Source organism: Flagellimonas beolgyonensis, from assembly GCF_003992615.1.
Taxonomy (GTDB): domain Bacteria; phylum Bacteroidota; class Bacteroidia; order Flavobacteriales; family Flavobacteriaceae; genus Flagellimonas; species Flagellimonas beolgyonensis.
This window is the reverse complement of record NZ_RZMY01000001.1, coordinates 89,866-97,927: the sequence shown is the minus strand read 5'-3', so window position 1 is coordinate 97,927 and position 8,062 is coordinate 89,866. Positions and strand designations below refer to the sequence as shown.

The 8,062-nt window shown below is 44.5% G+C and carries 8 protein-coding genes and 1 pseudogene; 7 read left to right on the top strand and 2 right to left on the bottom strand.

Features of this window, described 5'->3' with window-relative positions; all coding sequences use genetic code 11:
* Positions 1-1,266 (bottom strand): annotated as a pseudogene (locus EO131_RS00520) (hypothetical protein); the annotation flags it as partial.
* A gap of 213 nt (positions 1,267-1,479) precedes the next feature.
* Between EO131_RS00520 and EO131_RS00515 the strand changes: the two are divergent.
* The 6 genes from EO131_RS00515 (at position 1,480) to EO131_RS00490 (ending at position 6,902) form a co-directional block, all read left to right on the top strand.
* Positions 1,480-2,214, top strand: coding sequence for a carboxypeptidase-like regulatory domain-containing protein (locus EO131_RS00515; protein WP_127018403.1), 735 nt, complete (start codon positions 1,480-1,482; stop codon positions 2,212-2,214).
* A complete protein-coding gene (locus tag EO131_RS00510) occupies positions 2,214-3,005 on the top strand; it encodes a hypothetical protein (protein ID WP_127018402.1) in 792 nt (263 codons plus the stop codon). Before EO131_RS00515 ends, EO131_RS00510 begins: the two co-directional genes overlap by 1 nt.
* 83 nt (positions 3,006-3,088) lie before the next feature.
* Positions 3,089-3,598, top strand: coding sequence for a DUF6702 family protein (locus EO131_RS00505; protein WP_313790018.1), 510 nt, complete (start codon positions 3,089-3,091; stop codon positions 3,596-3,598).
* Positions 3,599-3,658: 60 nt separating this feature from the next.
* On the top strand, positions 3,659-5,974 hold the full coding sequence (locus EO131_RS00500) for a M1 family metallopeptidase (protein ID WP_127018401.1): 2,316 nt from the start codon (positions 3,659-3,661) through the stop codon (positions 5,972-5,974).
* An 81-nt stretch (positions 5,975-6,055) separates the two neighbouring features.
* The gene (locus EO131_RS00495) at positions 6,056-6,322 is read left to right on the top strand and encodes a Sec-independent protein translocase subunit TatA/TatB (RefSeq protein ID WP_127018400.1); all 267 of its coding nucleotides are present in this window, start codon (positions 6,056-6,058) and stop codon (positions 6,320-6,322) included.
* A 4-nt stretch (positions 6,323-6,326) separates the two neighbouring features.
* Entirely contained in the window at positions 6,327-6,902 is a 576-nt protein-coding gene (locus EO131_RS00490; RefSeq protein WP_127018399.1) for a phosphatase PAP2 family protein, read from the top strand.
* Here the strand turns inward: EO131_RS00490 and EO131_RS00485 are convergent.
* A complete protein-coding gene (locus EO131_RS00485; protein WP_127018398.1) occupies positions 6,865-7,506 on the bottom strand; it encodes an O-methyltransferase in 642 nt (213 codons plus the stop codon). The genes EO131_RS00490 and EO131_RS00485 overlap by 38 nt on opposite strands.
* Before the next feature lie 64 nt (positions 7,507-7,570).
* On the opposite strand from EO131_RS00485, the gene EO131_RS00480 reads away from it, so the two are divergent.
* Entirely contained in the window at positions 7,571-8,038 is a 468-nt protein-coding gene (locus EO131_RS00480; protein WP_127018397.1) for a GNAT family N-acetyltransferase, read from the top strand.
* Positions 8,039-8,062 lie beyond the last annotated feature (24 nt).

Below are 8,062 nucleotides of genomic sequence, written 5' to 3'. Positions count from 1 at the left end.
GTTGGCAATTTTGGAAAGGGTCACGTTGTCATCTGAGATCTTATTGGTGGTCACCGCGTTGTCTGAAATGTCAATTTCGCTAATTCCACCATCGAGGATCTTGGCTGATGTGACCGCGTTGTCAATAATTTCAGTTGTCCCAACCGAGTTATCCGCCATCTTAGCGTTCGTTATGGCATTGTCAGCAACATCAATGTTCACATCTTCAAACAAGGCATTTGTTGGTGTTCCTGAAATCGTTATGGTATTATCGGTTGAGGTAAGGGATCCATCACCAGTGAATTGAGTGACATCTACCTCAAGTGCTCCGGTTGCTCCGTTCTGCACAAGTCCGGTGCCTGCCACGTCCGCTGCAATTTTTGTGGCGTTGACACTATCATCGATTAAATTAATGGTGTTGACAGAGTTGTCAGCCAATTTTGAATTAATAACGCTGCCATCCAAAATCTTGGTGGTGATTACCGCATCATTGGCCAAATCCTGCGTATTTACTTGTCCATCCTGTATTTTGTCACTGGTCACCGCATCTGCCGCTAATTCTGCATTGCCAATACCACCATCGGCCACATCGAGCGTATAAGGTACGGCATCATCACCATTTCCATTCAAAATGAGTGTTGCATCGGTAGGTCCGACCACTTCATTTCCCACAATACTGTCTTTTTCGGTGATCAAAATGTCCGACTCGTTGGCCAAGGTCCATTGGGTGCCGTTCCAGCGGAACAAGTCGCCCACAGTATTTCCATCTTCAAATTTGTTGGGTGCAATCGTGGCATTCTGGATTTTGATGTTGGTCACCGACCCGTTCTGTAATTTGGAATCCCCATTGATGGAGGAAGAAACGATGTTTGCCCCGGTAATCTGGTTCACCTCAAAGTTGTAGTTAAGACTTCCATCAGGGTTGGTAGTCGGAGTCACCACAACCGTACTGTCCCGGGCATTGGGGTTCAGTGGCCGCAAGTAATCGGCCCGTGTGCTCACAGTAAAGGTATTGTCGAATTCCTCGCAAATGTTTACCCATCTGGTGCCATCGTAATAATGGATGCAATCGTGGTCGGTATTGTAGACCAGTGCACCCCTAAGTGGCACTATGTTGTTCATTTGAATATCGTTTACCCTAGTGATTACAAGGGCTTTGGTACTGCTTTCCAGTTCCAGAATGGAGGCTTGGTTCAAATTTTGGGGATTGTCACCAATTTTAACTTGGCCCCTTAGGCTGCCAATGGTGAGCATGGCCAATGCCAATGCGATGAGATGCGTTTTCACGGTGTTTGTTATTTGAGGATTGCCAAACGTAAACAACAAAGCTAAACTTCTGGTTGAAATTTATGGAGATTTCCCGTCGAAATACGAAGTTCAAGGGTGAATGGAATACCCTTTGGGTATATATTTCAACATAGAATTAACAAAAGTTTAGAACCCCTTATTTTTTTTATATCCTGTCAAGGGTTTTCTTTATCTTGTACTAAACACTTCGATATGAAAAATCTATTGTTGGTCGCTTTTGCCCTGTTACTTTCCGGTTTGTCGTATGCGCAGGACGACCGACAAATGCTGCGCGGAACGGTCTTGTACAGAAGTTCCAACGTGGCCAACGAGCATGTGATCAATTCCACCTCCGGAGAGGCCACCATTACCGATGATGACGGTCGGTTCATGATTGAAGTGAAGGAAGGTGACCAATTGGTGTTCACCGCGGTCAACTATCAATTGGAAGTGGTGAAGATCACTCAGGAAATTTTACAAAAAAACCGTTTGGTTGTCGAAGTCACCGAAAAGGTTCGGGAACTGGATGAAGTGGTGGTGACCCCCGAAAACCAAGAAAAGTTTCTTGAAGTTAAAAATGAGGATTTCAAGGCGTTCGAATATGAGATCGATAGGGCAACCGAAGTAGAGAATGTTGCAGAATCACGAACCGTTAGGGGAATGCGTGATGGAATCAATTTCGTGAACATTTTCAAGGCCCTCATGAAAAAGAAAAGTGTGGATGGACAGGAACGACCACCCTTAAAAGTTAGTGAAGTACTGCGCCATGTGTACGATGATGAGTTTTTTGTGGTGGACCTGCAATTGCCACAAGATAAGATAGATGCCTTTCTGATCTACTGTGATGACAAAATTCCATCGCAGACCCTGCTCAAGAAAGAGAACGAATTCCAATTGATCGATTTTCTGGTGACCCAAAGCAAGGAATACCGGGCAACATTGGAATAATGAAACGAATCGTTCCGCTACTTTTGTTTTTCTTGGTTGGGCTTGCCCATGCCCAAGATGGCGAGAAAACCTTGTTTGGCCGTGTTACCAGTCCAGATAAGGATGTGGTCGGCGTTGTGGTACAGAATATTACCTCACGGAACGCCGTGATCACCGACCTCGATGGAAATTTCTCCATCCCCATTCAACTAAACGACACCCTGGTGTTTTCAGCCGTAAACTTTATTAGAAAAACAGTGCCCGTGACCGATGCCCTCTATCGCTCCAATTTTATTGAGGTGCCCATGCAAGAGTTTGTCAACGAACTGAAAGAGGTTGTGGTCCGGCCCTATAATTTATCCGGTGACCTCAATCAGGATGTGGGCCAGTTGAAATTGGCAAAAGATGTGAGCGCCGAGGCTTTGGGTCTGCCCAATGCGCACCAACGCATTCCCACACAGAGCGAGCGCATGCTACAAACAGCGACCTACGGAAAATTCAATTTGGGCATGATCTTGTCGCCGCCTTTAGATCCCATCATCAATGCCATAACGGGACGGACCAAAATGTTGAAGAACCGGGTGAAGGTGGACAAGGCCTATGCCACAACACAGCAAGTCCAAAATTCATATGCCGATTCCCTTTTTACCAACACTTTGAAAATCCCCATTGAAAAAATCGATGATTTTATGTATTTCTGCGAGGTGGACGAAAATTTCCAGACCTTGGTGGATTCGGAGGATCAGTTGAAGATTTGGGATTTTATGTTGGAGAAAAGCAGGGCGTACCGTAAAAACAATAATCTGGATTAACACCTTTGGCAAGTTTATTGCAAAATACTTGGTAAAACTGTAACATTAAAGTGCAAATGAAGTCTAATGATACTATGATGGGAATGAAAACCGCAAAAAAAATACTGTTGCCGTTGGCGGTGGTCTTGTTTTTGTCCTTCACTACAGCACACAAATTCTATGTGAGCGTTACCAATATGGTCTATTCCGAAAAGGATCAGGCCTTTCAGATCACCAGCCGGATATTTATCGATGATATGGATGCCCTGCTCAAGGAGCGGTACGGGATTGTTGCCAAATTGGCCACGCCAGACGAATCCAAGTTGGCGGACGAATACATTGAAAAATATTTTCGGGCCAAATTTGCCGTGACCATCAATGGCGAATTGGTCGATTACAAATTTTTGGGTAAACGTTATGACAAGGATGTTGCAGTCTGTTATCTGGAGATTCCCGACATAAAAATTGACGAGGTCACAAAGTTGACCGTGCAAAACGAAGTGCTCACCGATATGTTCGATGAGCAACAGAATGTGGTCCATGTAAAATGGAAAGGCCACAAGAAAAGTTTTGTGTTGATCAGAGAGAATAATAAAGGAATGTTAAACTTATAACGCATTCTTAACATTTGGTTAAAATGCTTTATTTTTCACCGTTTTAAAATCAAATTGAACATGAGTAAAATCAAGTATTGCATTGCTTCTGTGTTGTTCCTTTTTGGAGCAGTCGTTATGGCACAGGAGGAAGGTGACGTTAAACCAGAACGCGAACCAGGACATTACAATCAAAGTAAGTTCAAACAATTGTACGAGGAGTTTTCCACTCCAAATACCTACCGTTCGGCCTCCGGGGCACCTGGACCGGATTATTACCAACAACAGGCCGATTATGTGATGAACATCCAATTGGATGACAAAAACGCCAAGATTTACGGCGAGGAGACCATCACGTATCATAACAACTCCCCAGATGACCTAGAGTTTCTTTGGGTGCAATTGGACCAAAACGTACGGGCCAAGGATTCCAAATCCCCATTGCGCGATGGCAATGGTGTTAATATTGCCTACACGGCCGGAAACTTTACCGAAACCTTTATTAGTGAACCATTTGATGGTGGATTCAATATTGATTGGGTGAAGGATGCCAGCGGAAAACCGTTGTCCTACACCATCAACCAAACCATGATGCGTGTGAATATTCCACAACCGTTGAAAAGTGGGGAAAAAGTATCTTTCTCCATCAAGTGGTGGTACAATATTCCCGATCATACCGTTAACCGTGCCCGATCTGGATACGAATATTTCCCAAAGGATGGCAACCGGGCCTATGTAATTGCCCAGTTTTTTCCTAGAATGGCTGTATACAGCGATGTGGAAGGATGGCAGAACCATCAGTTCTGGGGCAGTGGAGAGTTTGCATTGCCTTTCGGAAATTATGATGTGAGTATTACCGTACCTGCCGATCACGTTTTGGATGGAACAGGGGTGTTGCAGAACCGTGAGGATGTGTTCTCCAAAGAAATGATGAAACGATACAAGCAGGCCACCAAGTCGTATGACAAACCTGTGATCATCGTTACCCAAGAAGAGGCAGAAGCTGCCGAAAAAGGCTTCTCCACAGATACCAAAACATGGAAGTTCAAGGCGACCAATGTACGTGATTACGCTTTCGCTACTTCCCGAAAGTTTGTTTGGGACATGCAGGCGGTCAAAATTGGAGGAAAAGACGTAATGGCTGTTTCCCTATATCCAAAAGAAGGTAATCCACTTTGGGAAGAATTGTCCACCAAAGCTGTGGCACAAACCTTGAAGACCTATTCTTCACATACTTTTGATTATCCATATCACAAGGCCATCTCCGTGCATGCCAAGAACCAAGGTATGGAGTATCCTATGATTTGCTGGAACTATGGTCGTCCTAACGAGGATGGAACCTATTCCGATAGAACCAAATATGGTATGATCAGTGTGATCATCCATGAAGTGGGACACAACTTCTTCCCAATGATCGTTAATTCTGATGAGCGTCAATGGGGATGGATGGATGAAGGTTTGGATACCTTTATGCAGTATTTGGCCGAGCAGGATTTTGGACAAAACAATCCAACTGTGATCGCTCCAAACGAAAAATACCCTTCACGAAGAGGTAACCCAGCGGATATTGTTCCTTACATGGCCGGTGATCAAAAATACATTTCCCCGATCATGTCAAACCCTGAAAACGTATACCAATTGGGTCCAAACGCCTATGGTAAACCAGCCACGGCCTTGAACATTTTGAGAGAGACCGTAATGGGCAGGGAATTGTTCGACCATGCGTTCAAAACGTATGCACAACGATGGATGTTCAAACACCCAACCCCAGAGGATTTCTTCCGTACCATGGAAGATGCATCCGCTGTTGATTTGGATTGGTTCTGGAGAGCTTGGTTCTACACTACCGATTACGTGGATATCGGAGTGAAAGGTGTGAAGAAGTACTACGTGAGCAGCAAGCCCACCAAGGAAATGGAAAAATACATGGCGGACAGAAACCTGACCGAGGCCGATCTTCCTCCATTGGTATATTTGGCCGAAGAGGAGAGCGAGGACTTCATGCCCGAATTGAAAGGAAAATCGCCAACGGAAACATCTCAAAACTTGAAGGAGTTTATGATGGATAATATGACCGAGGCCGAAAGAAACCAAGTAAAAGAACCCAAGTTCTTCTACGAGATTACTTTTGACAAACCAGGAGGCATTCCTATGCCATTGATCGTGGAGTACACTTACGCCGATGGTACCACCGAAAGCGTGACCTACCCACCCGAAATCTGGAGAAAGAACGATGCCGAGGTGAAAAGGGTTGTGGCCTCTGAAAAAGAATTGGTTGGCATTGTGGTTGATCCCAAGTTGGAAACTGCCGATATCGACACCACCAACAATTCTTGGCCCAAGAAAGAAGAGAAATCTGACTTTGATAAGTTCAAAGAGAACATCAAAGGAAAATAATAACAAAAACACTGTTAAAGAGCCTCGTGATTTCACGGGGCTTTTTTTATTTTGCTACCAAGTTCTGATTATATTTGTTGTATGCATTTTCTATTCATTAGCGGAGCGGAGATTTTTTTCATCCTATTTATTGTGGTGATGGTGTTTGGTGCGGATAAGATCCCGGGAATAGCCAAAGGCCTGGGCAAAGGTATGCGTCAACTCAAGGACGCAACGGATGATATCAAGCGCGAAATCCAAAAGAGTGCCGATGTCGATACAGACTTTACCAAAGGTATCCGAAAGGAACTGAACGAGGTGAAGAAGAATGTTGACGAGGTAACCGGCTCCATCAAACGAGACCTATAGATCCATGTTGGAAAAATTGCTCAAATGGGATCGCGACACTTTTGTGTATCTCAATGGTTTGGGCATAGAAACGTACGATACGTTTTGGGCCACGGTGACCAATATCGCTACTTGGATTCCCCTTTTTCTATTTTTTCTGATATTGCTGTTTGCCAAATTCCCGAAGAAGGAGGCATTCTATAAATTTTTGACCCTACTTGGGCTCGCTCTTTTTATAACCGCTATTACCCATTGGACCAAAATATCCGTAGCGCGTTTGCGGCCCAATAATACCGAGGAGATCAATACCTTGATTCGGATCCTGAAAAGTCCAACCGATTATAGCTTTTTCTCCGGACATGCGTCCAGTTCGTTTTCCATCACTGTGTTGGTGTTTCTGTTTTTGAGAAGCCGAATCAAATGGGGACTGATTTTCTTTATTTGGCCCATCCTGTTTTCCTTGAGCCGTATTTATGTGGGAGTGCATTACCCCATCGATATTATCGTAGGGGCCATTGTCGGCTTATTGTCTGGCTGGATGTTCTATTGGCTGTACAATCGGTTTATCGCACCCGGCTCAGCGTCAGCCCATCCCGAATAGGCAACAGCACCGTCTCCAGCCGAGGGTCATTTTTGAGTTTTTGATTGTAAGCCAATAAGGCCTCGGTAGCCTTGTCCCCCTTTTGTAAGGGTTCCACCACCTTACCAGACCACAATACGTTATCCGATAAAATAACACTGCCCGGTTTGGTCTTCTGGATGACCGCCTCAAAATAGGCATCGTAGTTCACTTTTTGCGCATCGATGAACACTAGGTCAAAAATTTGGTCCAAAGTGGGCACAATGTCCAATGCATCGCCCGTGTGCTGAAAAATTTGTGGACCAAACCCGCTCTTGTCAAAATAAGTCCGTTGGAGTTGATGCAATTCTTCGTTCACTTCAATGGTATGCAGTTGGCCATCCTTTTGCAGTCCTTCCGCCAAGCAAAGTGCCGAATAGCCGGTATAGGTACCTATTTCCAAAATGTACTTCGGATGTATCAATTTGGACAACATACTCAATACCCTGCCCTGAAAGTGTCCGGTGATCATGCGGGGTTGTACCACCTTCAAATGGGTTTCCCGTGTCAGTTCGGTTAACAAGGTTGGTTCCGGTTCTGAATGATCGGCAATATAATTTTCCAATAGTGGCGAAAGGAAATGCATGGCTAAATTTTCGCAAAAATAGGGAAAAGAAGTACATTCGATTTTTCGAAAACCATTTCAACCTATGTCTACCCCCGTTGTATCCATTCGTACCGCAACTCTGGAAGATTTACCTGTGTTGCTTGCCTTTGAACAGGAAATCATCAAAGCCGAACGACCCTTCGATATCACCATAAAGGAAGATCCCGTGAGCTATTACGATCTGGGACAAATGATCCAAGATTCCAAGGCCCATGTGGTTGTGGCCGAATTGGATGGCAAAATTGTTGCCTCGGGCTATGCCATTCCCAAAAAAGCACGTCATTATCTGGACCATGAGTGGTACGCCTACTTGGGATTCATGTACACCGATGAAAATTATCGCGGTAGGGGCATCAACGCCTTGGTAGTGGAGGCCTTAAAACAATGGTCTGTGAAAAATGGATTCAAAGAGATTCGATTGACGGTGTACAGTGACAATTTGCCCGCCATCAAAGCGTATGAAAAAGTAGGATTTAAAAAGCACATCATCGAAATGCGATTGGCCCAATAATTCCCTGTACAAGTTGTATTTTTG